Here is a 26,558-nt window from a genome sequence, read left to right on the forward strand (position 1 = left end):
CGGCATTCGAGATGAATAACCGGTATTTTGCAGATGAAATTGGCGCTAACTATTCGCCAAATGATATGATAATAGAAAAATCATGTTAGACGATCTCGATAGACGTATTCTTAGGCAGATGCAGGCGGATCCGGGTTTGGCCGGGGCTGAACTGGCAGACCGGGTGGGTCTGTCTGCAGCGCGCCTGTCGCGCCGGATTGAGCGCCTGCGCGATCAGAAGATCCTGCGCGGTCCGCGCGCGGTGATCAATTGGCGTGCCTTAGGGTACGAGGTCGAGGTCAGCCTGCGCGTGACGCTCGACAAGACACAGCCCCGCGCCTTTGATGATTTCATCGAGGCCGCTCGCGCGATTCGGGAAGTAATCGAGATCCAGACATTCGTCGGTCGTGTGGACGTACGCCTGTCCGTCATCGCGCGGGACATGCCGCACTATCAGGGCATCTATCGTGACCAGATCCTGTCATTGCCCCATATCGCGGATATCGAAGCGTTGATGCATGTGGCGCGGATCAAGTCGGATGAAAGCCTGCCGCTATGACAGAGTTTGACGAGATTGATCTGGCCCTGCTGCGCCTGTTGGCCGAGGATGCCACCCAATCGGCTGGCGCCTTGGGTCGCGAGGTCGGGTTAAGCCAGCCCGCTGCATGGCGTCGCATCAAGCGCCTGACGGATCACGGGGTGATTGCAGGACGGCGGCTGGATTTGGACCGCGAGGCTCTGGGCTTCGGTGTGACCGTGTTTCTGGGTGTAAAACTCGCCACAAAGGGCCGCATCAGCTTGGATGACTTCGAGCGCGCTGTGTCTGCCATTCCCGAAGTGCAAACGGTCGAACATGTGCTGGGACTGTATGACTACCGCTTACGCGTGGTCGCCCGCGACATTTCAGATTTCGAACGTGTTCTGCGCCGCCGGATCATGACCATGCCCGGAGTAGGTGACGTGGAGGCCAATGTGCTGTTGTCAGAAGAACGTCGCCCTGGGCCGATTTGACCTCTTCCCTGTTGGCGCAATCTGGGTCACGCTGATCCGGCACAGCGAAGGAGAACCCAATGTCCGCACTTCTGCCCGATATTGACCCCGATGGAATGCTTGAGTTTTCGGTCGTGTTCACTGACCGGTCCCTAAACCACATGTCCAAAGCCTTTCAGGGTGTGATGACCGACATCTCGGCCACGTTGAAAGAGGTCTATTACGCCGATGCCGTGGCCCTTGTTCCCGGCGGCGGCACCTATGGGATGGAGGCCGTGGCCCGTCAGTTTGCGACCGGCAAGCGGGTGATGGTCATTCGAAACGGATTCTTCTCGTTCCGCTGGAGCCAGATTTTCGAAATGGGATCTATCCCATCCGCCGAGACCGTGATGAAAGCGCGCCGTGTAGGAAATGCGCCGGATGCGCCGTTTGCCCCGGCTCCGATCGACGAGGTCGTTGCGAAAATCCGGGAAGAGAAGCCCGATGTCGTGTTCGCCCCACATGTGGAAACCGCGTCGGGTATGATTTTGCCGGACGACTATATCGCCGCCGTGGCCAAGGCTGTGCATGCGGTTGGCGGGATCTTTGTGCTGGACTGCATCGCCTCGGGCTGTGTTTGGGTTGATATGAAGGCAACCGGTGTGGACGTGTTGATTTCGGCCCCGCAGAAAGGCTGGTCGGCGCAGCCTTCTGCCGGGATTGTCATGATGAACGGCACCGCGCGGGATATGGCGAAAGCCGCGACCTCGACATCATTTGCAGTGGATCTGGGCAAGTGGCTATCGATCATGGAAGCTTATGAAGGCGGAGGCCATGCTTATCACGCGACCATGCCCACCGACGCGCTGCGCGCCTTCCGCGATACCATGCTGGAAACCAAGGAGTACGGTTTTGAGAAGTTGCGTGATGCCCAGTGGGAGCAAGGCCGACGCGTACGCGCCTTGTTGGCCGAGAATGGCATCAAATCTGTGGCCGCCGAAGGATTCGAGGCACCCGGAGTGGTCGTATCCTACACCGCAGATCCCGATATCAAGGCGGGCAAGGCGTTTGCTGCAGAAGGTGTGCAAATCGCAGCGGGTGTGCCGTTGATGGTCGATGAGGGCGACGACTATTCGTCTTTCCGTCTTGGTCTCTTCGGACTGGACAAGCTTTATGATGTCGATGCCAGCGTGGCCCGACTTGAGGACACGCTGAAGAAAGTTCTTTAGAAATCAAAACGGCGCGCAGGATCCCGCGCGCCGTTTCGTTTTATCCGGTTGAGTCCGCGTGTTTATCCTCTGCCGCCCGCCATGGTCAGCAGCAGCAGATAGATCACGGGGACGGTCGACAGGGCAACAAGCCCCACGCCCATGATGCCTTTCAGAAAAAAGCCCGCGGCAAGGGCTGCGATAACGGCGCCGATGATCATGAAGGCGATCTTTTCAGCACGTGCGTCTTTGGCTTGCTGTTCCGGGGTTACTTCGGTTGCCATGATGATGTCTCCTGTTCACGTTGCGAGGCGTATATCCTGCATGTGTTCAGGAAGCGGAATGCGACAATCCTGTCATGTGGCGCCATGCCGCAGTGCAGCATTTGAACATCAGATCAATTGGGGCCAAGCCCTGCACGCATCACGCGCTTGCGCATGGGGGCCACGTCATGCACCGCTTTCAGGCCCAGAAGGCGTACGGTTTGCATAACGCCATCCCCTGATCGGGTGACGCGGTTGAACAGGTCGATGGCACGGGCGCGGCGCGCGATGTCGGGCGCACGGGCAGCGTCATAGGCCTTCATCATTGAAGGATCTCCTAGGGCGGTTGGATTGGCCTCGGCCAGTTCAAGCAGGGCAATCACATCGTTTAGTGAGGTGTTCAGTCCCTGCGCGCCGATCGGAGGCAGAGCGTGGGCGGCCTCGGCCACGACGGCCACGCGGCCTGACACCAGCTGATCGGCCGTCTGGGTGATAATTGGCCAGACCGAGCGGTTGCCCTGAAGATGCATCCGCCCCAACAGCCCGGTCGCGCGCTGGAACATCACGTCTTCGAATTCCGGCACGTCCATATTCATCAGCTCAACCGCGCGCGGACCTTGGTTCATCCATACAATAGCCGAGGCATGTTTGCCGTCCATATCGGGTAGGGGCACGATAGTGAACGGCCCGCCCTCGTTGTAGATTTCGGTCGAGATATTGCCGTGCGGCAGGTCATGCGTGACCGTGAAAGCCAGCGACTTCTGCCCATAGCGCGTGGTCGAGACGGTGATCCCCGCGGCCTCGCGCAGGGGCGAGAATTTGCCATCCGCGGCGATCCCCATCCGGGCGCGGATGCGGTCTCCGTTTGTCAGGGTGACGATGATCTCTCCGGTGCGTTGCACCATGGATCGAAACCCTGTGCCGTAAAGAGGGGTGATCAGCGGCTGGTCTTGAAGGTACGTCCAGATTTCACGCCGGACGACCCAGTTCATCAGGTTCCAACCAAAGGGATCGTCCCCCATGTCGTCCGAGCGAAACACGCGACGATCCCGAACTTCTGGTGGCCAGCCGGTCGTGTCGATCACTGCCAGCTGATCCAGCGGCTTGGCATGGTCCTTAAGGAGCGGCCACAGTCCGATGCGATCAAACAACTGGCGTGCGGGGCGTAAAAATGCGGTTGAGCGCAGGTCGGACTTCTCTTCGTCTGCGGTGGTCACAGGCACGAAGGGGTCGGCCATGACCACACTGAACCCGGCAGCGGCGAAGGCTGCGGCGGACACCTGCCCGGCGATCCCGCCGCCCGAGATGAAAATGTCAGCACGATGTTCAGTCATGGCGTGTCCCTTGGCTATTTCACCAGCCGCTCCAGAAACGCGGTCAGGTCGTCAGTGTGGTGGTGAATGTGGTCGGCAGGTTCCGGGTCCGGCGCGACATGGACGGTCTTCATACCTAGCTCGTGCGGCACGGCCAGATTGCGCGGGTCGTCTTCGAACATGGCGGCGATGTCGGGTTTGACACCATCGCGGGCAAATACGACATCAAAGGCTGCACGTTCCGGTTTTGGGTGAAAATCGGCATGCTCTACGCCATAGACCGCATCAAAAAGGCCAGACAATCCCCGCCCGGCTAGAACCTGTTCGGCATAAGGGGCTGAGCCATTGGTGTAGACGATCTTGCGTCCCGGCAAATTTTTGATGTGGTTGGCAAGATCGTGGTCGGGTTCCAGCGCATCAAAGGAGATGTCATGCACGTCATGCAGATACGGACCGGGATCCACCCCATGTTCGCGCATCAGCCCGGCCAGCGTGGTGCCGTGCTCGCGCCAGTATTTGTTGCGTAAGCGATCCGCCTCGGCCCGGTCGACGCCAAGCTCGTCCATGACCCAATTGGTCATCCGCACTTCGATCTGGTCAAACAGCCGTACCCGCGGCGGATACAGCGTGTTGTCCAAGTCAAAAACCCAGTGACTGACATGAGAGAACAGATCGGCGACCATGGAGGGAAAGTAGACTGCCGCACGGACGGGTGAAAGGTCTTATTCGACGAAATCATACTCTGCGACGACGCGACGCGTGGTTGTTGTTTGCCATGTTCATAGCAGCGTGCTTATCTGTGCGGATCAAGAAGGGCCGGGAAGGACAACATAGTGGCTGAGGGTAAACAGGGACAACGCGACGCGTATGAGATGATCCTCGATGCGATTGATACGGGTACGTACAAGCCCGGAGACCGGCTGGTCGAAAACGAGCTGGCCGAGCGATTTGGCGTATCCCGCACCCCGATCCGCGAGGCGCTTCAACGGCTGGAAACGCAGTCTCTTTTGACGCGCGATGGGCGCAGTCTGATTGTGGCATCCTTGGACCACAGCCAGTTGGCCGAGCTTTATGTCGTACGTGCCGAACTGGAAGGGCTGGCGGCATCGTTGGCTGCCCAACATGCAGCCCCCGAAGAAATCCGCGTGCTGCGCGAGATGGTCGAAGAAGATCGGCAGTTGCTGGACAATCCATCCGCACTGGCGCGCGCCAACCGTCGCTTCCACAAGCAGCTTCATCTGGCGTCACACAACCGCTATCTGGTGCAGCAATTGGATCTGGTCCACCGTTCCATGGCGCTGCTGGCCACGACGTCGCTGGCGGCGGAAGGCCGTAGCGAAGACGCTATTTCAGAGCATGACGCGATCGTCACTGCCATTGAGGCTCGCGATCAGGACGCTGCGCGCGCTGCCTTGAGAAAGCACATCTCGCTGGCGTTCGAAACGCGTATCAAGCTGGATTCGTCGCTGACGGATTGATGGGCGCATCGGTGTCATCCATCGCTGTCGGTTCATCAAACTTCCCGTGCTGGGTTTTGTCCCAATAAAACGGTTTGGTCATAATCTCGAAAAACCCTTTCATCGCGGCCAGTGAGGCCAGCGGGTAATAGAAGTGTAGGGTGGGCACCCAATATCTGAGCCAGCGATGCTTGGGATTGCTGACGGCTTGCACCCCGACAGTGATCGTCAACAGCTCGGCCGCCATGAACACGGTGCCCAACACGACCAGTAGGTTATGCGGTGCGACCCCACGCAGAGGGTGAGGCAGGCCAAGTGGGAAGGCCCAGAAGGTCCACAGGATTGGGGCCAGCAGGAATTGCGACAGCGCGCCCAGAAACAGGATCTGGAAGCCTGCGAATTTCCACCAGCCGAGTTCGCGGCGCAGCTGACGCGGGTTGCGCATGTGCACGCCATAGGTCATCGCATAGCCCTTGATCCAACGCGACCGCTGCTTGATCCACGGCCAGACACGGCAATTTGCTTCCTCTTCCGTCACGGTGTCGATCAGCTCGGTTCGGTATCCACGACGGGCCAGTCGGATGCCAAGATCCGCGTCCTCGGTCACGTTGTGGGCGTCCCAACCGCCCAGTTCTTCAAGTGCGGCGCGACGGAAAAACAGGGTGGTGCCGCCCAGCGGAATGGCAAAGCCCATGCGTTCGACACCCGGCAGGACCAGCCCCCACCATGTCGCGTATTCTACCGTGAAACAACGGCTGAGCCAGTTGGTGCGGGCGTTGTAGAAATCCAGCTTTCCTTGCAAACACGCCACTTCAGGTCCGCGCTCCGAGAAACGACGTACAACCTTGTGGATCTGATCGGCTGCAGGGGCGTCTTCCGCATCATAGACCCCGATAATCGACCCCTTGCAGAAATCCAGTGCGAAATTCATGGCCCGCGGTTTGGTTTTAACAACTCCGCGCGGCACCACGATTTGCCGCATCCAACGCGGGAGATCTGAGCGTGCCAAAGTCTGCTGGGTCAGTGCGTCGTCTTCTTCGACCACCAGACAAATATCCAAAAGTTCACGCGGATAAGACAGGCGCTCAAGTCGCTTTACCAAGCGCCCGGCAATTTCGCGTTCCTTGTAAAGCGGGACAAGAATGGACACGGTCGGCAGCTTCAGAAAGCCCTGCGGGGAGTGCGCTAAGTCGAACACGCCGTCGTCGTCGCGTTTCGTATGCCAGAACTGCCACGCGGCAATCGCTTTCAGGGATGAATTTAGGATCAGCGTCAATACCGCCCAGCCGACCAGCACTGCGAAACCGGCGAAGCTTGAGACAACGAAAACCGCGCTGAGTGCCAGCACAAGCGACAGCCCGAACCGCATCACGGCGGATTGGCTCCAAGTACGGCAACTATCTTCTGCCGCCACACGGCTTTCGGCGCGACGGGCAAGGGTGCGGTGGCGCAGGTCCACGAGGGCGGTGTGGATGTCTTCTTCGGGAGCGATCGCCAGATAGCATTTACCCCACGAGGGGGGGAAGTCCTTGGACAGATTTTCGAACTGGTTGGGGTGCGCGCAGATCACGATGGTGGCCCCGCCTGCGCGTTTCCACGGGACAATGCCGTTCCGGATACAATACTCGGCCCCGATCTGGTCGATCAGGCGCACGTCTGGCCTGTGCTGGGTCAGGTTCGCAATCGCGCAATTGTATTGGAGCGCCAAGGCCGCGTAGAGGTCGGGCTTGCTGACCCAGCCGTTGGCCAAAAGGATGTCGCCAAAACGGGCATCCTCGCGGGCTAACAAGGCCACGGCCAAAGATAGGTTTTCTGGGGACAACGCACCCATTTCCACCAGCACTTGGCCCAAGGGCTTACGGGGTGCTGGTGCAGTTTGGGGCTGCGGTTGTGCGACCGGTTGGGCCGCATATGATCCGAATGCGCGGTGTTCTTCGATCCCTGCCTGAACCGAAACCGCATCATTCGTGTGGATGATACGTAGATCTGGAGATGGCATTTTATGCTCGTTGTACTGTCAGACCAGACGAGCTTGGGCGCTTAATGGTTAATGGCGGGTTAACCAACCCGCCATCACGTTTGTTAAGTGCAATTTTACCACGACCGCTGGAGGCGTGCCGCCATAGATCAGGCGCGTGCGTCCATCGCGTCCGAGAAGCGCTCGAACAGGTAATAGCTGTCCATCGGACCGGGGCTTGCCTCGGGGTGGTACTGAACCGAGAAGACTGGACGGGTTTCCATACGGATCCCGCAGTTCGAGCCGTCAAACAGCGACACGTGGGTTTCCAGAACACCTTCGGGCAGGCTGGCCGCGTCGACGGCGAAACCGTGGTTCATCGAGGTGATCTCGACTTTGCCGGTGTCATTATCTTTCACCGGGTGGTTTGCACCGTGGTGGCCGTGGTTCATCTTGATCGTGCGTGCGCCAAGTGCCAAGGCCAGCATCTGGTGACCAAGGCAGATTCCGAAGACGGGCAGATCGGTGGTGTCCAGAATGGTCTTGATCATCGGCACAGCGTATTCGCCGGTGGCCGCGGGATCGCCGGGGCCGTTCGACAGGAATACGCCGTCGGGATTGTGGGCCAGAACCTCTTCCGCGGTGGCAGTGGCGGGCAGGACGGTGACATCACAACCAGCCGAGGCAAGGCAGCGCAGGATGTTGCGCTTGGCGCCGAAGTCCAGCGCGACGACTTTATGGCGTGGCTTGTCCTGCTTGGGATAGCCATCCGGCCAAGCCCAACGCATTTCGTCCCACTTATAGCTTTCGGCGCAGGTAACTTCTTTCGCCAGATCCAGCCCCTCGAGACCCGAGAAGCCACGTGCTTCGTCGATCAAGGCTTCAATGTCGAAGTTGCCGTCCGGGTCATGGGCGATAGCAACATGAGGCGCACCCTGTTGGCGGATCGCACGGGTAAGGCGGCGCGTGTCTACGCCCCCAATGCCGATGCGGCCGGTCTTGGCCAGCCAGTCAACCAGACGTTCGGTCGAGCGCCAGTTCGAGGGTTCGGTCGGATCCCACTTAACGATCATCCCGGCGGCAACCGGGTTCGTGGTCTCGTCATCTTCTGGGTTCACACCCACATTGCCCACATGGGGGAAGGTGAAGGTCACAACCTGTCCGGCATAGGACGGGTCGGTCATGATCTCTTGATACCCGGTCATTGCGGTGTTGAAGCACAGCTCGGCGGTGGTGATACCGGTGGCTCCGAACCCCTGACCGTAAAAGATCGTGCCGTCAGCAAGGACAAGACAGGCGGTGGGTTTGGCATTTTCCTGAGAAAGGGCGGTGGCAGCGGACATTGGACGACTCCCGATCGACAAATTGGCGCGAACCTAGTGTCGCGGCCGACAAGGGTCAAGGCCGCTATGTGCTGAAAAGGCACGGCTGTTCTTTTTTACTATGTTAGCGCCTGACAGATTGGTTGATTGCCCCACGGCTTTTGGATAAGTTCCGGTCTTTGTGAATGCCACAGATTATGGATGGACCCATGGACATGCGCAGCCGGGTGAATGACGCCCTGAAAACGGCGATGAAAAACAAGGATGCCGCGCGGCTTACGACGCTGCGGTTGATCAATGCTGCAATCAAAGATCAGGACATTGCCCTACGTGGAAAAGGCGAAGATGCTCAGGTGTCGGATGCCGACGTGCTGGCCATTCTTGGCAAGATGGTCAAGCAGCGTCAGGAAAGCGCACGCGCCTACGAAGAAGGCGGACGTCTGGAGCTGGCCGAAAAGGAACTTGAAGAGATCACAGTGATCGAAGACTTTCTGCCCAGACAGTTGTCGGATGACGAATCCGAGGCCGCTGTGGCCGCAGCCATTGCCGAAGTCGGTGCAGACAGCATCCGCGATATGGGCAAGGTAATGGGTGCACTGAAAGCCAAGTACACGGGTCAGATGGACTTTGGAAAAGTCGGTCCGATGGTGAAGGCCAAGCTTGGCTGATCGTCTCAAGTATTGGTAAGAAAAAATGCGGGGCCTTGGCCTCGCTTTTTTATTGGTGTGATTTGACTTCAACAAGGCGTTGGGCAAGTTCATCATGCATCGCGGGGCGCTCATCCTCTGACAGGAAGGCGCCCAGCTCGACTTCGCGGCCATTGCCTTTTAGGGTCACATAGTCCGGAACGGGACCGCCGGATTTATGAAGTTGGACTGTCACCCAATAGGGGTTTCCTTCCCATTCCTTCAGATCGCCGCGCGGGCCGTGGCGGATCAGGGTCATGTGATCGGGCCAGATGCGAAGTTCCTCAAGGATTTCGCCGTCCTTATAGCTCTTCTCGATGAAGAACCACAGCGCGCCCAAAGCGGCTAGACCGAAGGGCAACAGCCACCAAAGAGCGATTGTTCCAACCATGCCCAGCAGGGGCAGCAGCATAAACCCAAACCCCATCCCCATGATCCACACAAAGCCACGCCGGGGCAGGGACCGATAGGGCCACAGGTGAAGCTCGGCTTTGGGGGCGTCTGGCCCGTCGGGTTGGACCCACTCGTAGGGCATCGGGGAACCTCTTTCTGAATAGGTAAATTTTCGCAAATGTGACGTGCCTTTGGCAAGCCTGTCAGGTGGGATGCTCGCTGCGTTGTGATTGGTCTTTGTGTCTTACTGGGGGCAAGGTGAGGCAAAGACAGGAGAGTGCGATGCGTACAGTATTACTGGGGCTGGCCCTCATGGCAGGTCCCGCGTTTGCAGATGACGCGGTGATTGAAGGGGCGACGGCGCGGGCAAGTGCGTCGGGGTGGAGTTTCAGCGTCACCCTGCGCCATGCCGAAACGGGATGGGATGACTATGCAGACGGTTGGCGGGTCGAAGCCGAGGATGGCGAAGTTCTGGGAACTCGCGTGCTCGCTCATCCGCATGTGAACGAGCAGCCCTTTACCCGCAGTTTGTCCGGAGTTGTCGTGCCCGAAGGGACGACGGCCATCGTGATTCGAGCGCGGACAAGCGCAGATGGCTGGGGAGAGGATCTGTACCAGTTGGATCTGCCTTAATCGACTGCCCCATCAGAAACAAAAAAGGCCCGGATAAACCGGGCCTTTTCTTTATTCAGTGTCACCTTAGTGCGAGTGGCCTTTATCCCACTCTTCCTGCTTCGGCAGGATTTCAAAGGTGTGCTCGGGCGGCGGGGTGGGCAGTGTCCACTCCAGCGTATCCGCGTACTCGTTCCAATAGTTGTTCTCGGTCACGCGTTTGCCGCGTGTCAGCGTGTAGAACACGATGCCGATGAAGAACACGAACGAGGCAAACGAGATGAACGCGCCGTACGAGCTGATCTTGTTCCAGTAAGCAAAGGCTTCCGGGTAGTCGATGTAACGACGGGGCATGCCTTGGCGGCCCAGGAAGTGCTGCGGGAAGAAGGTCAGGTTCACGCCGACGAAGAAGGTCCAGAAGTGGATCTTACCAGCAAGCTCGGGATACTGACGACCGGACATTTTGCCGATCCAGTAGTAGATGCCTGCAAAGATACACATCACTGCACCAATCGACATAACGTAGTGGAAGTGAGCAACCACATAGTAGGTGTCGTGATACAGACGGTCGACGCCAGCCTGCGACAGAACCACGCCGGTAACACCGCCGACGGTGAACAGGAACAGGAAGCCGAACGCGAACAGCATCGGTGTCTTGAACTCGATCGAACCACCCCAGAGCGTTGCGATCCACGAGAAGATCTTAACACCCGTTGGTACCGCGATAACCATCGTTGCCAGCATGAAGTAGCTCTGCTGCTGTAGCGACATACCAACCGTGTACATGTGGTGTGCCCAAACAACGAAGCCAATCGCGCCAATTGCGATGATCGCCCAGACCATCGGCAGATAGCCGAAGATCGGTTTGCGTGCGAAGGTGCCAATAACGTGGCTGATCAGACCGAAGCCCGGCAGGATCACGATGTACACTTCCGGGTGTCCGAAGAACCACAGGATGTGCTGGTACAGAACCGGGTCACCGCCACCAGACGGGTCAAAGAATGTCCCGCCGAAGTTACGGTCGATCAGCAGCATGGTGATTGCGCCAGCCAGAACCGGCAGCGACAGAAGGATCAGCCATGCGGTGACGAAGATCGACCAAGCGAACAGAGGCACTTTGAACAGGGTCATGCCGGGGGCACGCATGTTCAGGAAGGTGGTGATGATGTTGATCGCACCCAGAATGGATGACGCACCCGAAACGTGTACCGCGAAGATCGCCAGATCCATCGAGTATCCGCCTTCGGTCGTGGACAGCGGTGGGTACAGAACCCAACCAACGCCTGATCCAAGCTGGTCATTGCCGCCCGGAGCCAGCAACGAAGCAACACCAAGTGCTACACCCGTGGCGTAAAGCCAGAAGGACAGGTTGTTCATGCGAGGGAAGGCCATGTCCGGCGCACCGATGTGCAGCGGCATGAAGTAGTTTCCGAAGCCACCAAACAGGGCCGGAATGACAACGAAGAACATCATCAAGACGCCGTGATACGTGATCATCACGTTCCACAGGTGGCCGTTTGGTGTACATTCGGCAGTTGCATCTGCGATGAAACGAGCGCCCTCAAGGCACATGTATTGAACACCGGGTTCCATAAGCTCCATGCGCATGAAAACGGTGAATGCGACCGAGATGAAACCCGTCAGACCGGCAAGGAACAGGTACAGGATACCGATGTCCTTGTGGTTGGTCGACATGAACCACCGGGTAAAGAAACCACGATCGTCGTGGTGGTCGTGGTCGTGGATGGCTGCGTCCGCCATGTATCCCTCCCTTTGGGGTTAAACGAGGACAGGGCTGGGAAAATCCCTGCCCGGCTTTTTAACGTGTTTAATATGCTGGGTGGGTCAGGGGCAACGCTGCATTACAGCGAAATACCAAAAAAAATGCGTCCTGAACCGGGATTTTCGATTCAGGACGCACCGTTAGCGCAATAACGCGACCAGTTGGTCGGGTTTCTTATTCGCTTGCAGTCGATTCGGCTTCGGTTGCTTCACCTTCAGCCGCTTCGCCTTCGGCAGCGTCTGCCGGCATCTCGGCCGAGAAGGTGGCCAGGAAGGCGATGATGTTTTCAGGCTTGCCCCATTTGAAGGTCATCTTCGATTTGGCAGCGTTGTCACCGGTGGCTTCTTTCAGGAAGCCTTTGGGGTCTTTGATATAGGCTGCCAGGGTGTCGGCGTCCCAAACCAGACCAGCGGTGCCTGCGTCCACGATCGAGTTGCCGTATTTGAAGCCTTCAACGGCACCAGCGGCGCGGCCAACAACGCCGTAAAGGTTCGGGCCAGTTTTGCCGCCTTTGAAGATCACTTCTCCTGCGTCATCAACAATGGCGTGGCAGGATTTGCACTTTTTGAAGTCTTTTTCGCCTTTTGCGGCATCGCCTTCGGCAAACGCAGTGCCGGACAGTGCGATGATCATGGCTGCGGATGAGAGAATCGTTTTCATAATAGTCCTCTTGCTTGATCACATGCGCCAAGTGGCGCGAATTCCGGGGGAACCTGCGTTAATTTCGTTCCAAATGGAAGGGGTACCTATGTCGCAGTTGCGAGAAGCCGCAAATTAACGCTGGTTTGGGCCAAATACCTCATCAAAGACACGGCGCAAGGCCACGTCCAGATCGTCCATCGTCACCGGAAGTCCCAGATCCACAAGGCTGGTCACACCGTGTTCAGAGATTCCGCAAGGTACGATGCCTGAGAAGTGCTCTAGATCCGGTTCGACATTGATCGAGATGCCGTGGAAGCTGATCCATTTGCGCAGACGCACGCCGATGGCGGCGATTTTGTCCTCGGGCGGCTGTCCCAGCGCGGTCAACGGCTTGTCATCGCGCACGACCCAGACACCCACGCGCCCTTCGCGCCGCTCTCCGGTCACGTTGAACTCGGCAAGGGTCTTGATGACCCATTCTTCCAATGCAGCCACGAAAGCCCGCACATCGCGTCCGCGTTTGCCAACGTCCAACATGACATAGGCCACGCGCTGACCGGGGCCGTGATAGGTATACTGCCCGCCACGCTTACTCTCGTAGACGGGGAATCGATCCGGGGCGACCAGATCGCGCGGATTGGCCGATGTGCCCGCGGTATAAAGCGGCGGGTGCTCTAGCAACCAGATGAGTTCTCCGGCCTCGCCGCGCGCCATGGCGTCGGCATGGGCCTCCATTCGGGCGACGGCGGCCTCGTATTCGACCAGATCAGCGGCGACTTCCCATGTGACGGGGGGCATATCCAAAGCGTTATCCATGATCGTCATGTGGCACCTGAGGTGCCTCATGTCAAAAAGCGCGTGGAAATTATTTTCGGCGCGCGGTTTTGGTCTTCACATCATCCAGACCCTTCGCTATGAAGCGCGTCACCTAGCCTGACATGCGGTCGTGGCGGAATTGGTAGACGCGCAGCGTTGAGGTCGCTGTGAGGTAACACTCGTGCGGGTTCGAGTCCCGCCGACCGCACCACTTCTCCGAATCAAATACGACAGATTGTGCCCAATGGATTAGTCCGTGGGATTGTCTGCTTTGATGTCTTGCATCCGCCCACGCAACTGCTCCTGCCATTCTTCCATCATCTCGTCGACGCGGTTCATATAGGCTTCGTTTTCAAACGGAGGGATGTCGATGTCATAAAGCCCGGCCAGATCAAGCATGACTTCGCGGTCGGCGGCTTCAAATTCCTCCAGAAGTTTCTCCGCCTGAGGGCGCGTATGGCCCAACGCCTCGAAGACCGAGCGGCTGGCCCTGATCGAGCTGTCATAGGTCTCGCGAATGATGTCGCGGCACCCAACGGACCACAGATCATAGACGTGATTACGGTCAATCGCGCGCGCAACAAGATGCACGTTTGGATGATGTTCCACCATGTAGCGGACCAATTCCGTAATGGCCTCTTTGTCATCAATGGCGATGACCAGAACTTTGGCTTCATCAATGCCCGCCGCATGCAGAAGATCCGGGCGCGTGGCGTCGCCGAAATGCACGCTGATATGAAAACGGCGCAGCATCTCGAGCTGCTCGGACGAATAGTCCAGCACCGTCGTGTCATAACCGGCCCCGCGCAGGGTGCGATTTACGATTCCGCCGAACCGGCCATGACCCGCGATGATGATGGGCGCTTCGCCTTCGATCTCGTCCGCTTCGCGTTCGTCTTGGCCGCTGTATTTCGGCGCGATCACACGATCGTACAGAATGAATAGGGCAGGGGTCAGAAGCATCGACAATGCGACGACAAGAAGTAGCGTATCCGCAATATCTTGCGGAATCACCGCATTGGCGACGGTGAAAGACAGCAGCACGAATCCGAATTCGCCTGCCTGTGCCAGCCCAAGAGCGAACAGCCATTTGTCGCCACCTTGAAGTTTGAAGGCGCGGCCCAGCACCATCAGGACTGTGGCTTTTAAAACAATCAATCCAAGGGTCAGACCGATGATCAGTGCGAAGTTGCTGCCCAACAGGCCGAAGTTGATTCCAGCCCCGACTGTGATGAAGAACACGCCCAGGAAGATGCCCTTGAACGGATCGATATCGCTTTCCAATTCGTGCCGGTATTCGCTGCCTGCCATAACGACGCCTGCCAGGAAGGTGCCAAGCGCGGGGGACAGTCCCACCATGGTCATCAGAAGGGCGATCCCAAGCACCATCATTAGCGCGGTTGTAACGAACAGCTCGCGAAGACGCGCGCGCGCTACGAAACGGAAAATCGGCGTTGTCAGATAAGTGCCGATGAAGATGACACCGGCAATGGCGGCTAGAGTAACAAGTGCGGTCTGCCAACCGTTCAACCCATCGACAAGGCTTAGGTTCAAGCCGCCGCCATGCCCATCATCGTGGCCATCGCCGTGACCGGCTCCATGCAGCAAAGCCTCGGACAGTTCCGGCATGGCCAGAAGCGGGATCAGGGCCAACATGGGAATCACCGCGATGTCTTGCATCAAAAGGACCGAGAAGCTGGCCTGCCCTCCGTCGGATCGCAAAAGCCCCTTTTCCCGCAGTGTTTGGTTCACGATCGCCGTCGAAGACAGCGCCAGCACGAGCCCGATAGCCAGTCCGACCGTCATGGGCAGCCCCACGGCCAGCGAGACGGCCAAAACTGCGCCTGTCGTGAGGCTAATCTGAAGACCTCCCAACACGAAGATACGGCTGCGCATCTCCCACAAAGATTTGGGGTTCATTTCAAGCCCGACGATGAACAGCATCATTACCACGCCGAACTCTGCAAAGTGCTGAAGCGCAATCACGTCCGTCCCAGCCCAATGCAGAATTGGACTAATCGCGATGCCGGCAACCAGATATCCTAGAACAGACCCAAGCCCAAATCGCGAGGCGATGGGAACAGCAATCACCCCCGCCAGAAACAGGATGAATGTAATCAGCATGAATTCAGCCGTCATGATGCCCTCGCAATCAAATACCAAGAATGAAACGATGCCCTGTTCGCGCTGGGCGTAGACCCAAGAAAGCCGCCCATGGGCGGTAGGTCAAGCAAGTGGAGCCCAAACGGGAAAAGTGGCCGCATGGAAATCCGCACAAAAAGTGCCATTTGACCCTTGCTCCTGCCGAGCGAGATAGCTAAACGGGTCGACGGAGACGTGGCCGAGTGGTCGAAGGCGCTCCCCTGCTAAGGGAGTAGGCGGGAAACCGTCTCGAGGGTTCGAATCCCTTCGTCTCCGCCACCTTTCTTTCGATCGAGCCTGTGGTTGGTTCAAAGAAAGGGTGTTTTCCAAACAATGCTTAGATTTACGATGTCGTGTCGTCTGTCTTCCGACCTTTGGAGAAGCTTCGGTAGATGCTCGCGTTGAGGGGCGGGGGCAGATCTATGCGCAGGCGTTACGCTGTTTACAGACAGAATTCCCCAGCGGATGCTCATTTGGCTGAAAATCACAAAATACTTGTGAACAACAGGGGCGACCAAGATGGCCGCTCTATAAGAAATTTATCCCTGCGACGCTTCCATTAGGACCTTGTCCAACACAGCCAAAATCATGTCGACGTCCTCAGCCTCGATCGTCAGGGGTGGGCGGATCTTCAGGATGTTGTCTTTCGGGCCTTCGCTGCCAATCAGGATGCGGTGATCGCGCATGCGGTTCTTGATGAACTGACAGATCTCGGTCGCTTCACCTCCATCTGGGGTGATCAATTCCACCCCCAGAAACAGCCCCATTCCGCGCACGTCGCCGACACATGCATACTTGCCTTCCAGCTCGCGTAGCCCGTCGTTCAAACGTGCGCCCATCTGTTTGGCGTTCTCTTGCAGCCCCTCGTCATCAACGATGTCCAGAACCTCTTTTCCGATGCGGCAAGACAGGGTCGAGCCACCGAAGGTCGAGAAGAACTCGATCCCATTGTCAAAGCTTTGCGCGATTTCTTTGGTGGTGACCAGCACGCCCAAGGGGTGGCCGTTGCCGATGGGTTTGCCCATCACGACGATGTCGGGCAGGGCACCTTGGTGTTCGAACCCGAAGTAGTAGTCTCCTAGGCGGCCCAACCCGGTTTGCACTTCGTCCGCGATGCAGACGCCGCCTGCCGCGCGGATTTTCTCATAGACTGCAGGCAGATAGCCCTTGGGTGGTATGATCTGTCCGCCGACCGACGGGAAGGTTTCGGCGATGAAGCCGGCCACGCCCTGACCGCGCGCTTGAAGTGCTTCGATAGCGGGATCGACCAGATCGGCGTATTTCTGGGCGCGGTCGGGATCGTCCCGTTTGTACGTCCCGCGATAGTCATCGGCGACATCGACCAGTTCGACCCAATCGGCTTTACCAATCCCGCCTGGCTTATTGAACTTGTAGGCCGAGATCGCGACCGCCGCGTTGGTGTTGCCGTGATAGCCGTGATCGGGCGTCACGATTCCCTTGGCCCCGGTGTGGGCGCGGGCAAGGCGCAGGGCCAGCTCGTTCGCTTCGGTGCCCGAGTTCACGAAAAAGCAGACCGCGAACTGATCGGGCAGCTTGGACAGTACCTTGTCCGCAAAGGCGGTTTGCGCGGGGTGCAGATAGCGCGTGTTCGAGTTCATGCGCTTCAACTGATCCGCTGCCACCGCCTGAATACGGGGATGTGCGTGGCCGACATGGGGGACGTTGTTATAGGCGTCCAGATAGGGGCGTCCCCATTCGTCAAACAGGTGATGCTTCCAGCCACGCACCAGCATAACCGGGTCCGAATAGGTCAGGCTGAGGTTGCCTCCGAAATGCGCGCGGCGCCCGTCTAGCACCTGCGCTTTATCGGTCGGCTGATAGCAGACGTGGTCGCCTGGCAGGTTCAGAAGCGCCGCCGGGTTGGGGCAAATGGCACGCCACATATACATCTCGTCCGGGTCGCCAACGCCGGGCCAGTCGGCCTCGATCCCCTCGGTGGTTAGGGCCAATTGGAAATGCACATGCGGGGCCCAGCCGCCGTTCTGGCTGGCATCGCCCAGCTGGCAGAAGGCAGCACCCTTTTCGACCATATCTCCGGGTTTCAGGCGGTCCATGAACTCGGGATTCAGGTGGCCGTAGAGCGTATAGAAGGCGTCGCCCTCGGGCGTTTCGTGCGACAGGATTATGACCCCGCCATAGTCCAAATGTCCGGTGCGGTTTTCGGCCACAAAAACGGTGCCGTCACAGGGTGCGTATAGAGGCTTTCCGGCTGGCGCAAAGGCGTCCACGGCCAGATGCACGGTGCGTCGATCGCTGGCTTTCCACGGGCCTTTGCGGAAGGCGGGCTCGGCATAGATCAGGCGTGGCTCGTGATAGTAGCCCAGCCAGACACGGCCGTTGTCTTCGAATTCTTCGCCCACGCGGGCGGCTTCTGACAAGGGCATGTGGAATGGATTCTGCGGCCATGTGCTGTGTTCGACCGACAGAGACCCTAAGGGTGCATTGCTCAGGTCTTCACCCAAAACGGGCGCGAAGTTCCCGCGCTCTTGATCCAGCCACGCCATGACACGGTCAGCCCCTTCGACAACGGGTAAACCACAAGCCGCGCGCAGGCGTGCGGAAAGAAGGCCGGGGTGCAGATCGTAGCTCTCGAGGAACCGCCACGCGGGCGCTTGGCTGATCGTGACATAGGGATCATCCGGGTTGTCCGCTGCCATCAAGGTGGAGTTCACGACACTGACCGCCAAACGCGTCCGTAAGAGGGGCCAAATTAGGTCGATCTCATCTGCAGTCAGGGGGTACGCTGCGTGATAGCCCGATACGAATGCGGCCAGCGCGGCTTCGGGGTTTGGGTGGTCCAGCACGAGATAGGCGGCGGCCACGGCCACATCACAAATCCGAGGCGCGGCGCACATGTCGCCAAAGTCGATCAACCCGGACAGGGAAAGGCTTAGAAGTCCCCCGTCCACGAGGATGTTATAATCATTTGCGTCATTGTGGATGGCCTGTATTGGTAGGCTATCAAGCGTAGGCTTGATGGCGTCAAAACCAGCATGAATGGTTTCGATCAGCGCGCGGTGGTTGGGTTGTGCAATGCACGATAGCTCATCCCCGATCCATCCCGCCTGCATCAGATCCCACTTGAAATCACGCTGAAGCGCGTCGTGTTGAAAGTCCTGAAGCGCCCACGCCGTTTGGCCCAGTGCTTCCCCAATCTGGTGGATCAGCGCGTCGGTTTTTGGAGCGGCCTTGGCATAGCAACGGCCCGGCAAACGCTCGATCAGCCAGATCAGGCGCTGGGCGCCGGTCTCATCTGGAAGATGAAGGAAACGTGCGCCATCTGGGGTAGGGATGATGCGGGGGATTAGCGCGCTGGGTGCTTTGCCTTGGATGTGATCCATCGCCTTGATTTGCAGATCGACCAACCAATCCTCGCAATCCGGGCGCATGGCCTTAAGGACATACCCTTCACCTGTTTCAGTCTCGGCAAGGAAGTTCAGATCATACTCGCCATCCAACTGCCGAAGCTGGGCGTCGATGCCCCAATGCGTCAACAGTACGTGTTTCCAGTGGTCCATGTGCTGTCCTTCTTGAGGGGCGGATTCGACCCGCGCGCGATGGGGCGATTGTTGCGCATTTTTGGGTGGCTTTGGCAACCTGCCGCCTTCGGTTGATCAAGAAAATCTGTGGAATGTTTTTGAGAGGGCTTGCGTCGCCAAAACTTCTGTGCCCAAACTAAATGACCGGCGGTCATTAAATTGCGATGAGTTGACGCAACGAGAGCTGCCACCAGCCAAGGGAACAACGCGATGAAGCTTACTGTTAATGGTGTCTCCCATGACGTGGATGTCGAAGACGACATGCCGCTTCTGTGGGTTCTGAGGGATGAGTTGAAACTGGATGGCCCGAAATACGGTTGCGGTGTTGCGGCCTGTGGAGCGTGTACGGTTCATGTTGATGGTGTTGCCGTTCGGTCTTGCCAGACGCTGGTTGGCGATGTGGACGGTCCCGTGACCACGATCGAAGGTCTGGGAAACCCCGACGAAATGCACGCCGTGCAGGCCGCTTGGCTGAAACATCAGGTTGCGCAATGCGGATACTGTCAGGGTGGGCAGATGATGCAGGCGGCAGATTTGCTGGCTAACAACCCGGTGCCCACGGATGAAGACATCGACGACGCCATGTCGGGCAACCTGTGTCGCTGTGGCACCTATCCTCGTATTCGCGCCGCTGTGAAGACCGCCGCGCAATCCCTGCAGGAGGGCTGACTATGGGACGTATCGGAACCATTGCACGCCGCACGTTTCTTGTCGGCTCGGCAGCCATTTTGGGTGGAGTCGCTTTCGGCTATTACAAATATAAGCAACCCGTAGACAATCCGCTGGATGATGATCTGGCGCAAGGCGAAGCGGCACTGACGCCCTATGTTTTGATCAACGCCGATGGCGTGACACTGATCACCCCGCGCGCCGACAAGGGGCAGGGGGCATATTCGGTGCAGGCAGCCTTGATCGCCGAGGAACTGGACGTAGAACTGGACCAGATCAACGTCGACCCCGGCCCGCCGTCGCCTGCCTACTGGAATACTGCAATTGCGGCCGAAGGCGTGCCGTTCCCCTCGACCGATCGAGGCATGGCAGCGGAAACCATGCGCGGCTTCATGGGCACGGTGATCAAGCTGATGGGCATGCAAATCACTGGTGGCTCGACAACGGTGCCGGATGGCTTTGAGAAGCTGCGCGTAGCAGGGGCCGTCGCGCGCGAGACGCTGAAAGCGGCGGCGGCCGAGATGTCTGGCCTTGCGATCACGCAGTTGAAAACTGAACGTGGCGCGGTGGTCCTGCCAGACGGTAAGCGGATCCCTTATGAAGCGCTTGCAGCCAAAGCGGCCGAGATCGACCCCGTGACGGATGTGACCCTGCGCCCCTCGACGCAGTGGCGCCTGGTCGGTAAGCCGATGCAACGCGTTGACATGGTGGCAAAATCCACCGGCACGCAGAGCTATGGCATCGACATGCGAATGGAAGGCATGGTGCATGCTGCCGTACGTGTGAACCCGCGCAAAGGCGGCGAGATGATCTCGTTTGACGCGTCAGATGCGGAAGGGATGCGCGGTGTACAGAAGGTGATCCCGGTCACCGGCGGCGTGGGTGTGATTGCCGACAACACGTGGCGTGCGTTTCAGGCTGTCGATGCGATCGATGTCGAATGGGGCGCGGCCCCACACCCGGCTGAACAAGCTGAACACTGGCAGGCGCTGGCAGATGCGATTGACGCTGGTGATGCCGATGCAACACCGCGCGATGACGGCGACGTTGACGGGGTCGCGGCAACGGTCGAAGCCGAATACCGCGCGCCTTATCTGGCCCATGCGCCGCTGGAGCCGATGAACGCCACGGTGCTGGTGACGGACAGCCGCGTAGATGTTTGGACCGGAAACCAGATCCCCCGCATGACGCAGGCCAGCGTTGCCAAGATGACGGGCGTTAGTGCGGATGACGTGCACGTCCACATCTTGATGATGGGCGGCAGCTTCGGGCACCGTCTGGAAGACGAGGTCGTCAAGCGCGCGACCGAATTGGCCATCGCTATGAAGGGCACGCCGGTCAAACTGACCTATAAGCGCGAAGAGGATACGCTTCAGGACTTCACCCGGCCCATCGCAATGATGCGCGGGCGTGGGGCTGTGGCGGATGGCAATGTGACCGCGATGGAAATCAAGGTCGCCGCGCCCTCGATCATGGACAGCCAGATGGTGGAACGTCAGGGCTTCCCGGTCCCCGGCCCGGACACCACGATCACGCAGGCCCTTTGGGATCAACCCTATGCGATCCCGAACTACCGCGTGACGGGATACCGCGCGCCTAAACTGGGGCCGGTCAGCTCGTGGCGCTCGGTCGGGGCGTCGCAAAACGGGTTCTTCCACGAGAACTTCCTGAACGCTCTTATTCACGAGGCCGGCGCGGATCCGGTTGAGGAACGCCTGCGTCTGATGACAGACGACCCGTCCCGCAAGACCTTGGAGGCCGTGGCCGAGATGTCGGGCTGGGGCGGTGAGCTGGCTGCGAACAAAGCGCGAGGCATAGCCTTATGCCTGTCCTTCGGCACCCCCTGCGCGCAGGTGATCGAGATCACGAATGGCGAGGACGGCATCAAGCTGGACAAAGTTTGGGTGGCTGCCGAAGTAGGCAAAGTCGTCGACCCGGTGAATTTCGAAAACCTCGTCGCGGGCGGCGTGATCTGGGGGCTGGGTCATGCGATCAACAGCCAGATCACATACTCCGACGGCATGGCCGAGCAAGAGAATTTCTTCGACTTCGAAGGATTGCGCAACAACCAAGCGCCCGAGGTGTTTGTGCGCGGCATGGAGAACCGGGACTATGTGACCGGCGTAGGCGAACCGCCCGTACCGCCCGCCGCGCCTGCGCTGGCCGAGGCGATCTTTCAAGCGACCGGAGAGCGGCCCACGGAGATGCCATTTGGCGAGAAGTTTGGGTTTGTGTGAGGAGAAACGGGGCGCCTAGCCTCGTTCAATACCATCAAGCAATTCGTTCACTTGCGCCATGAGTTGGGCCATAGTTTCCTGATCGAACCGATTGTGTCGCTGATAGTCAGAGCTTTGGATGATTGCATCTGAAATCCTGACTGCTGCTCTAATAATACGTGGCAAACCTGAAATCTCCAGCGACCACGATTGAGGTGAGAAATGTGCGAATTCGTTCCGAAATTCGTGAAGTCGTGAAAGGTCGCCCGCCTCATTAAACGGAATCTCTTTTGCGTTACGCTTTGTCATGCTGGCGCCAATAGATTTAGGGAGCCGATTGATGAGTAATCTTGTGTCTGCAAGTCTCGGGTTGGGTCGCTCAGAATTTGGGTCATCTCGATTTCGGACGCCATCCTTTTCGCCATACAGGTAATTGTGCATCGCCTTTTCTCCATCATTGGAGAAAACGCCAAGCCCATCCGTTCTAGTCAATATGCAGATGCATGCATTCTGGAGCATGTTATGGGCTGCTAAGATCGCCCATTTCCAAGCGAAAACGTCATCTGGGATCGCCTTTAGTGCACGCGTTAGCTCTTTAACCGCGCTTTCGCATTCAATGAACTCGTCGGTGCTGTAGTAGCCCGATGAATCAGAAACCATTACCGTTTCTTCCCACGCCCAGCCCGCTGTCCCGGCTTCCCAGCCGTTGACCGCCCCTTGGCCTTCTGCGCCGCTTCGCCTGCTGCCTCAATCGCGGATTGCCGCGCCAGCGGGTCGTCCGCCACGGCCAGTTCCACAGCTTCCAGCCGATGCACTTCATCCCGCAGGCGGGCGGCTTCTTCGAATTCGAGGTTCTCGGCGGCCTTGCGCATCTCGGCCTTCAGGCCCTCCAAATGGGCCAGAAGGTTGTCGCCAACCATGGGTTTGTCGATGGTGGCGGTGACGCGGGACATGTCGGTGTCGCCGTCGTACAGCCCGGCCAGAACGTCCTCGACATTCTTCTTCACGGTTTCGGGCGTGATCCCGTGTTTGACGTTATAGGCATGCTGTTTTTCACGCCGCCGTTCGGTTTCCTTCAGCGCTCGTTCCATCGAGCCGGTGATGCGGTCGGCATACATGATGACGCGGCCATCCGCGTTTCGCGCAGCGCGACCGATGGTCTGGATCAGTGAGGTTTCGGACCGCAGGAAGCCTTCCTTATCCGCGTCCAGAATGGCGACCAGCCCGCATTCCGGGATGTCCAAGCCTTCGCGCAGTAGGTTGATGCCAACCAGAACGTCGAACGCCCCAAGGCGCAGGTCGCGCAGGATCTCGATCCGTTCAATCGTGTCGATGTCCGAGTGCATATAGCGCACGCGGATGCCCTGTTCGTGCAGGTATTCGGTCAGATCCTCGGCCATGCGTTTGGTCAGCGTTGTGACCAGCGTGCGCATGTCGTTGGCGGCGACTTTGCGGACTTCGTCCAGCAGATCGTCCACCTGCATTTCGACCGGGCGGATTTCAACCTCGGGGTCCAGAAGGCCGGTGGGGCGGATGACCTGTTCGGCGAAGACACCGCCGGTCTGTTCCAGTTCCCAATTCGAGGGCGTCGCGGACACGAAGACCGATTGCGGGCGCATGGCGTCCCATTCCTCGAACTTCAGGGGGCGGTTGTCCATACAGCTGGGCAGGCGGAACCCGTGTTCGGCCAGCGTGAATTTACGACGGTAGTCACCCCGGTACATGCCGCCGATTTGGGGCACGGACACGTGGCTTTCATCGGCAAAGACAATCGCGTTGTCGGGGATGTACTCGAACAGGGTGGGGGGCGGTTCGCCCGGCGCGCGGCCTGTCAGGTAACGCGAGTAGTTTTCGATCCCGTTGCAGAACCCGGCCGCTTCCAGCATTTCCAGATCGAACTTAGTGCGTTGTTCCAGGCGCTGGGCTTCCAGCAGTTTGCCCTCGTCCTCGAACTGTTTCAGGCGCAGCGTGAGTTCCTGTTTGATGCTTTGAATGGCCTGTTTCAGCGTCGGTGTGGGCGTCACATAGTGCGAGTTCGCGTAAATGCGCACTTTCTCCAGCGTATCGGTCTTGGCGCCGGTCAGCGTGTCAAATTCGGTGATGCTCTCCAGCTCTTCCCCGAAGAAAGAGAACCGCCAACCGCGGTCTTCAAGGTGGCTGGGCCAGACCTCAAGGCTGTCGCCACGCACCCGGAAGGACCCGCGTTGGAACGCATTGTCATTGCGCTTGTACTGCTGGGCAACCAGATCACGCATCATCGCGCGCTGGTCATATTCCTCGCCGACAGTGATGTCTTGCGTCATGGCGGTATAGGTCTCGGGCGAGCCGATACCATAGATGCAGCTGACCGAGGCCACGATGATAACATCGTCGCGTTCCAGAAGCGCCCGCGTGGCTGAGTGGCGCATCCGGTCGATCTGTTCGTTGATCTGGCTTTCCTTCTCGATGAAGGTGTCCGACCGCGCGACATAGGCTTCGGGCTGGTAATAGTCATAGTAGCTGACGAAGTATTCGACCGCGTTGTCTGGGAAGAACCCCTTCATCTCACCATACAGCTGGGCGGCCAAGGTTTTGTTCGGGGCAAGGATGATCGCGGGGCGCTGAGTTTCCTCGATGATCTTGGCCATCGTGAAGGTCTTGCCGGTGCCGGTTGCGCCAAGCAGCACCTGATCTTGTTCGCCATTTTCAATGCCGCTTTTCAGTTCGGCAATCGCCGTGGGCTGGTCGCCTGCGGGCTTGAATGGTGTGTGCATAACGAACCGCTTGCCGCCTTCCAGCTTAGGGCGGGCGACAGGGGCCATGGTGGGGTTGGTCAGCGGGCTGTGTGGGGTCGGGTCATGGGGCATGCGAATCTCTCCGTTCCCCAAGAATGGTCACTTTTTGTTCTTCTTCAAGGGTGCCTAACGCAAGATTAACAAGAATCTCCCCATAATTGGCGAGTTGCAGTGTTAAGTTTTTTTTATGACGTTAGGAATATACCAAACATGTGCCTGAGACACATCCGGAGTATGCAATCAGTGAGTGAGCTGCGTGACTGCATTGCGTGTTTGTATCAAATATCCAAACTTCCCTAAGTATTTACAAAGTAATAATGAAATTGGAAAAAATTTCAAAAATAGTGCAATTAAAGGTGTTTTTCTTCTTGCCGACATTTGGTCTCTGCGATAGCGTGATTAGGCAAGCAGCAGAACGGACTGCCGGTGGCGACGATACACCCACCCCACCCCTCGCTCCCTCGTCGTCTACCGGCAGTCTCCCTGTTCTCATCCCCTCGTCACACTCACGGACCATTCTTAGGTTGAGATACTCACAGAGTGAGCGTTCAGCTGCTGCACATCTTTGATTCAGCCTTGAACTGCGTGGCCGCATGACGGATAACCGTGTCAGTTTTGCAAGGAGATACAGAATGCGTGCTCGTATCTATCAGCCCGCGCGTAACGCGATGTCGTCGGGCATGGGAAAGACCAAGGTTTGGGTTCTTGAGTATGCGGCTGATGCTGCCCGTGAACTTGATCCGCTGATGGGGTGGACGGGGTCGTCGGACACGCAAAGTCAGGTGCGTCTGAAATTCCCAAGTAAAGAGGCCGCGTTGGACTATGCCAAGGAACACGGCATCGAGGCTACCGTCTCTGAACCGCACAAGCGCAAGCCGAATATTCGAACGGGCGGTTATGGTGAAAATTTTGCCACCAACCGTCGCGGTCCCTGGACGCACTAAGACATACCAAATGATCCTGAAAACCCCGCCATGCTGCGGGGTTTTGCTTTTCGGGGTCAGTGGTTCAGGAAACTGCGCGATGCGGCCTCGAACTCGCGCGGCTTTTCTGCGTGAAGCCAGTGGCCCGCGCCGGGGATCTTGGCCTGCTTGGCCGCGGGGAACAGCGCTTTGATGGTGGGGCGGTGCTCCGGCAGGACGTAATCCGAGGTTGCGCCGGCCAGAAACAAGGCCGGACCTGCGAAAGAGCCCGAGACCTCGGGGAAGCCAACGATCTTGGCCATCTCGGTTTCCAGCACATCCAAGTTAAGCCGCCACTTCCGCTCTTTCACGTTCAGCGATTGTAACAGAAACGCCCGGACAGAAGCATCATCAAGCACCTGTGCCAGTTGGCGATCCGCGTCGCTACGGGTGTCTACGAGATCCAGATCAATCCTACGCATGGCCTCGATCATGGATTTCTGGCTGTGTTGATAAGCGATGGGTGCGATATCGGCGACGAGAAGCTTGTTCACCAAGGAATCGTCTTGTAGCGCCAGAATCATCGACGCCTTTCCGCCCATCGAATGTCCGATCACATCTGCCTGACCACCAAGATGGCGGATCACCTGCGCGAGGTCCTCGGCCATGTCGTGATAGCTTTGCGTGTCGAACCAGGGGCTATCGCCGTGGTTCCGCATGTCAACGGACACCACGCACCGATCATCCGATAGGCGTTTGGCAATGACGTTCCAATTGCGGCCCGAGCCGAAGAGCCCGTGGACGATCAGGATTGGCGGGCGGGACGTGTCGTCTCCGAATGTCTGCATCGTAAGCATATGCCCTGATAGCGTGACAGGCGCCTGGTTTGAACCCG

At 58.3% G+C, this 26,558-nt stretch carries 23 protein-coding genes and 2 tRNA genes; 11 read left to right on the forward strand and 14 right to left on the reverse strand.

Annotated features, from left to right (window positions below; all coding sequences use genetic code 11):
- The first annotated feature begins 82 nt into the window (after positions 1-82).
- Genes ACP15F_RS02440 through ACP15F_RS02450 form a run of 3 tightly spaced genes read left to right on the forward strand, consistent with a single transcriptional unit; the run spans position 83 to position 2,177 of the window.
- The gene (locus ACP15F_RS02440; RefSeq protein ID WP_108855559.1) at positions 83-538 is read left to right on the forward strand and encodes an Lrp/AsnC family transcriptional regulator; all 456 of its coding nucleotides are present in this window, start codon (positions 83-85) and stop codon (positions 536-538) included.
- A complete protein-coding gene (locus ACP15F_RS02445; protein ID WP_108855560.1) occupies positions 535-990 on the forward strand; it encodes an Lrp/AsnC family transcriptional regulator in 456 nt (151 codons plus the stop codon). Before ACP15F_RS02440 ends, ACP15F_RS02445 begins: the two co-directional genes overlap by 4 nt.
- A gap of 59 nt (positions 991-1,049) precedes the next feature.
- Positions 1,050-2,177, forward strand: coding sequence for an aminotransferase class V-fold PLP-dependent enzyme (locus tag ACP15F_RS02450; protein WP_424939262.1), 1,128 nt, complete (start codon positions 1,050-1,052; stop codon positions 2,175-2,177).
- Between the two features lie 62 nt (positions 2,178-2,239).
- Here ACP15F_RS02450 and ACP15F_RS02455 read toward each other — a convergent pair whose 3' ends face one another.
- The 3 genes from ACP15F_RS02455 to ACP15F_RS02465 all read right to left on the reverse strand — a co-directional run bounded on the left by ACP15F_RS02455 (position 2,240) and on the right by ACP15F_RS02465 (position 4,415).
- Complete coding sequence (locus ACP15F_RS02455) at positions 2,240-2,440, reverse strand: hypothetical protein (protein ID WP_424939263.1); 201 nt, start codon at positions 2,438-2,440, stop codon at positions 2,240-2,242.
- A 113-nt stretch (positions 2,441-2,553) separates the two neighbouring features.
- Positions 2,554-3,753, reverse strand: a complete 1,200-nt coding sequence (locus ACP15F_RS02460) for an FAD-dependent monooxygenase (RefSeq protein WP_424939264.1) — start codon at positions 3,751-3,753, stop codon at positions 2,554-2,556.
- A gap of 14 nt (positions 3,754-3,767) precedes the next feature.
- Entirely contained in the window at positions 3,768-4,415 is a 648-nt protein-coding gene (locus tag ACP15F_RS02465) for a pyrimidine 5'-nucleotidase (RefSeq protein ID WP_424939265.1), read from the reverse strand.
- A 150-nt stretch (positions 4,416-4,565) separates the two neighbouring features.
- On the opposite strand from ACP15F_RS02465, the gene ACP15F_RS02470 reads away from it, so the two are divergent.
- On the forward strand, positions 4,566-5,210 hold the full coding sequence (locus ACP15F_RS02470; protein WP_424939266.1) for a GntR family transcriptional regulator: 645 nt from the start codon (positions 4,566-4,568) through the stop codon (positions 5,208-5,210).
- Here ACP15F_RS02470 and ACP15F_RS02475 read toward each other — a convergent pair.
- Positions 5,182-7,188, reverse strand: coding sequence for a glycosyltransferase family 2 protein (locus ACP15F_RS02475; RefSeq protein WP_424939267.1), 2,007 nt, complete (start codon positions 7,186-7,188; stop codon positions 5,182-5,184). The two genes, ACP15F_RS02470 and ACP15F_RS02475, sit on opposite strands and share 29 nt — an antisense overlap.
- Before the next feature lie 128 nt (positions 7,189-7,316).
- Positions 7,317-8,489, reverse strand: coding sequence for a glutamine-hydrolyzing carbamoyl-phosphate synthase small subunit (gene carA / locus ACP15F_RS02480; protein WP_424939268.1), 1,173 nt, complete (start codon positions 8,487-8,489; stop codon positions 7,317-7,319).
- 188 nt (positions 8,490-8,677) lie between these two features.
- Here carA and ACP15F_RS02485 point away from each other — a divergent pair, with 188 nt between their 5' ends.
- Positions 8,678-9,136, forward strand: coding sequence for a GatB/YqeY domain-containing protein (locus ACP15F_RS02485; RefSeq protein ID WP_424939269.1), 459 nt, complete (start codon positions 8,678-8,680; stop codon positions 9,134-9,136).
- A 49-nt stretch (positions 9,137-9,185) separates the two neighbouring features.
- Here ACP15F_RS02485 and ACP15F_RS02490 read toward each other — a convergent pair whose 3' ends face one another.
- Positions 9,186-9,689, reverse strand: coding sequence for a DUF2244 domain-containing protein (locus tag ACP15F_RS02490; RefSeq protein WP_424939270.1), 504 nt, complete (start codon positions 9,687-9,689; stop codon positions 9,186-9,188).
- A 140-nt stretch (positions 9,690-9,829) separates the two neighbouring features.
- On the opposite strand from ACP15F_RS02490, the gene ACP15F_RS02495 reads away from it, so the two are divergent.
- Positions 9,830-10,180: a hypothetical protein gene (locus ACP15F_RS02495; protein WP_424939271.1), complete on the forward strand. Its 351-nt coding sequence runs from the start codon at positions 9,830-9,832 to the stop codon at positions 10,178-10,180.
- A gap of 66 nt (positions 10,181-10,246) precedes the next feature.
- Here ACP15F_RS02495 and ACP15F_RS02500 read toward each other — a convergent pair whose 3' ends face one another.
- From ACP15F_RS02500 to lipB, 3 genes are all read right to left on the reverse strand, one after another.
- Positions 10,247-11,920 carry a cytochrome c oxidase subunit I gene (locus ACP15F_RS02500; protein WP_424939272.1) on the reverse strand — a complete coding sequence of 558 codons (1,674 nt, stop codon included), beginning with the start codon at positions 11,918-11,920 and terminating at the stop codon, positions 10,247-10,249.
- Between the two features lie 196 nt (positions 11,921-12,116).
- Positions 12,117-12,602 carry a c-type cytochrome gene (locus tag ACP15F_RS02505; protein WP_424939273.1) on the reverse strand — a complete coding sequence of 162 codons (486 nt, stop codon included), beginning with the start codon at positions 12,600-12,602 and terminating at the stop codon, positions 12,117-12,119.
- A gap of 114 nt (positions 12,603-12,716) precedes the next feature.
- Positions 12,717-13,400, reverse strand: a complete 684-nt coding sequence (gene lipB / locus ACP15F_RS02510; RefSeq protein WP_424940929.1) for a lipoyl(octanoyl) transferase LipB — start codon at positions 13,398-13,400, stop codon at positions 12,717-12,719.
- A 124-nt stretch (positions 13,401-13,524) separates the two neighbouring features.
- Between lipB and ACP15F_RS02515 the strand changes: the two genes are divergently transcribed.
- Positions 13,525-13,611, forward strand: a tRNA-Leu gene (locus ACP15F_RS02515).
- Positions 13,612-13,649: 38 nt separating this feature from the next.
- Here ACP15F_RS02515 and ACP15F_RS02520 read toward each other — a convergent pair.
- On the reverse strand, positions 13,650-15,539 hold the full coding sequence (locus tag ACP15F_RS02520) for a cation:proton antiporter (RefSeq protein ID WP_424939274.1): 1,890 nt from the start codon (positions 15,537-15,539) through the stop codon (positions 13,650-13,652).
- Between the two features lie 192 nt (positions 15,540-15,731).
- Here ACP15F_RS02520 and ACP15F_RS02525 point away from each other — a divergent pair.
- A tRNA-Ser gene (locus ACP15F_RS02525) sits at positions 15,732-15,821 on the forward strand.
- 260 nt (positions 15,822-16,081) lie between these two features.
- Here ACP15F_RS02525 and ACP15F_RS02530 read toward each other — a convergent pair.
- Positions 16,082-19,081, reverse strand: coding sequence for an aminotransferase class III-fold pyridoxal phosphate-dependent enzyme (locus ACP15F_RS02530; RefSeq protein WP_424939275.1), 3,000 nt, complete (start codon positions 19,079-19,081; stop codon positions 16,082-16,084).
- 231 nt (positions 19,082-19,312) lie between these two features.
- Between ACP15F_RS02530 and ACP15F_RS02535 the strand changes: the two genes are divergently transcribed.
- A complete protein-coding gene (locus ACP15F_RS02535) occupies positions 19,313-19,771 on the forward strand; it encodes a (2Fe-2S)-binding protein (protein ID WP_424939276.1) in 459 nt (152 codons plus the stop codon).
- Between the two features lie 2 nt (positions 19,772-19,773).
- Positions 19,774-22,008: a molybdopterin cofactor-binding domain-containing protein gene (locus tag ACP15F_RS02540; protein ID WP_424939277.1), complete on the forward strand. Its 2,235-nt coding sequence runs from the start codon at positions 19,774-19,776 to the stop codon at positions 22,006-22,008.
- A 15-nt stretch (positions 22,009-22,023) separates the two neighbouring features.
- On the opposite strand, the gene ACP15F_RS02545 is transcribed toward ACP15F_RS02540, so the two are convergent.
- On the reverse strand, positions 22,024-22,647 hold the full coding sequence (locus ACP15F_RS02545) for a hypothetical protein (RefSeq protein WP_424939278.1): 624 nt from the start codon (positions 22,645-22,647) through the stop codon (positions 22,024-22,026).
- Positions 22,647-24,833, reverse strand: a complete 2,187-nt coding sequence (uvrB, locus tag ACP15F_RS02550) for an excinuclease ABC subunit UvrB (RefSeq protein WP_424939279.1) — start codon at positions 24,831-24,833, stop codon at positions 22,647-22,649. The genes ACP15F_RS02545 and uvrB overlap by 1 nt, the downstream gene beginning before the upstream one ends.
- A gap of 560 nt (positions 24,834-25,393) precedes the next feature.
- On the opposite strand from uvrB, the gene ACP15F_RS02555 reads away from it, so the two are divergent.
- Positions 25,394-25,705 (forward strand): ETC complex I subunit, encoded by a 312-nt coding sequence (locus tag ACP15F_RS02555; RefSeq protein ID WP_424939280.1) that lies wholly within the window; start codon positions 25,394-25,396, stop codon positions 25,703-25,705.
- 56 nt (positions 25,706-25,761) lie between these two features.
- Here ACP15F_RS02555 and ACP15F_RS02560 read toward each other — a convergent pair whose 3' ends face one another.
- Positions 25,762-26,520 carry an alpha/beta fold hydrolase gene (locus tag ACP15F_RS02560; RefSeq protein ID WP_424939281.1) on the reverse strand — a complete coding sequence of 253 codons (759 nt, stop codon included), beginning with the start codon at positions 26,518-26,520 and terminating at the stop codon, positions 25,762-25,764.
- Between the last annotated feature and the right edge of the window lie 38 nt (positions 26,521-26,558).

The sequence above is a fragment of the Aliiroseovarius sp. S253 genome (assembly GCF_049800855.1).
Classification (GTDB): domain Bacteria; phylum Pseudomonadota; class Alphaproteobacteria; order Rhodobacterales; family Rhodobacteraceae; genus Aliiroseovarius.